Here is a 1,275-nt window from a genome sequence, read left to right as displayed (position 1 = left end):
CTCAAAGTCAAATGGTGGATGCATCAGGCGGCGGTGAGGAGTTGAGCGAGGGCTTGGGCGGGGGTGTTGTAGTCGAGAGTGGGCCGGGGTCGGGCGTTGAGTGTGGCGGCGACTTCGGCGAGGCGTTCCGGGCCGTGCTGGGAGAGGTCGGTGCCCTTCTCGAACCAGTGGCGGAGTAACCGGTTGGTGTTCTCGTTGCTGCCGCGTTGCCAGGGCGAGCGTGGGTCGCAGAAGAACACCGGCGCGTTCAGCTCGAGCTGGATGCGGGCGTAGTCGGCCATTTCGGTGCCGCGGTCCCAGGTGATCGAGCGGCGAAGATGTTCCGGGAGCTTGCTCATCTCCCGGATCATCGCGTCCGCGACCGCGTCGGCGGTGTGTCGGCCGGGGAGGTGCAGCAGGATCACGAACCGGGTGCTGCGCTCGACCAGGGTCCCGATCGCTGAACCATTGCCCGCCCCGATGATCAGGTCTCCTTCCCAATGCCCGGGAACGGCGCGGTCCTCGACCTCGGCGGGCCGTTCCCGGATCGTGAACGCGTCACGAAACGGCGAGGGCCCGCGCCGCTCCACCCCTCCGCGGGGTTTGCGAGCGGTGCGCCCGGTCGAGAGCTGCCGGGCCAGATCCTGACGCAGCAGACCGCGACCTTGGACGAACAAGGCCTGATAGATCGTCTCGTGACTCACCCGCCAAGTCTGCTCACCCGGATGCTCCCGAGCCAGCATGTCCGCGATCAACTTCGGTGACCACCCCTGATCCATCGCCGCCTCAACATGCGCCGCCAGCTCCGGGTTCGCGACCAGTTTGAACGGTTTGGGCCGCCGCCGATCCTGCCGGGCGCGCGCATGCGCCAGAACCGGCAGATAGTTCCCCGCCTGATCCCGATGCCGGGACAACTCCCGGCTGATCGTCGATTGCGGACGCCCGATCCGCTCCGCGATCTGCCGCTGCGATAACCCCTCACGCCGGCCCGCATGGATCTCCACCCGCTCCGCCAACGTCAACGACCGCCCCACCCGAGCATCCACATCACCAAGAGGAACCGCCAGACCACCGCCACCAGGACGCCCCGATTCAAGATCCACCCCGCCAGCATGCCGACGCCACCAATACTGCGCCGTCGTCACCGGCACCCCCACCGCAGCCGCAGCCTGCTTGACCGACAACCCCCAACACACGGCCTCGATCAGCCGCGCACGCACCTCAAACGACGACCACTTCGCACCCACCACACCCCGCACCCTTCATCACGTGATGCGTTGACCGTATGAATCCGCC

The 1,275-nt window shown here is 67.2% G+C and carries 1 protein-coding gene; it reads right to left on the bottom strand.

Annotation, left to right across the window (positions count from 1 at the left end; all coding sequences use genetic code 11):
• Nucleotides 1-23 precede the first annotated feature (23 nt).
• Entirely contained in the window at nt 24-1,163 is a 1,140-nt protein-coding gene (locus HNO83_RS20085) for an IS30 family transposase (RefSeq protein WP_217499288.1), read from the bottom strand.
• Nucleotides 1,164-1,275: the final 112 nt, after the last annotated feature.

The sequence above is a fragment of the Leifsonia sp. C5G2 genome (assembly GCF_013359685.1).
In the GTDB taxonomy this organism is placed as follows: domain Bacteria; phylum Actinomycetota; class Actinomycetes; order Actinomycetales; family Microbacteriaceae; genus Leifsonia.
Note: the sequence above shows the minus strand (reverse complement) of the source record. Positions and strands in the feature narration are given on the sequence as shown.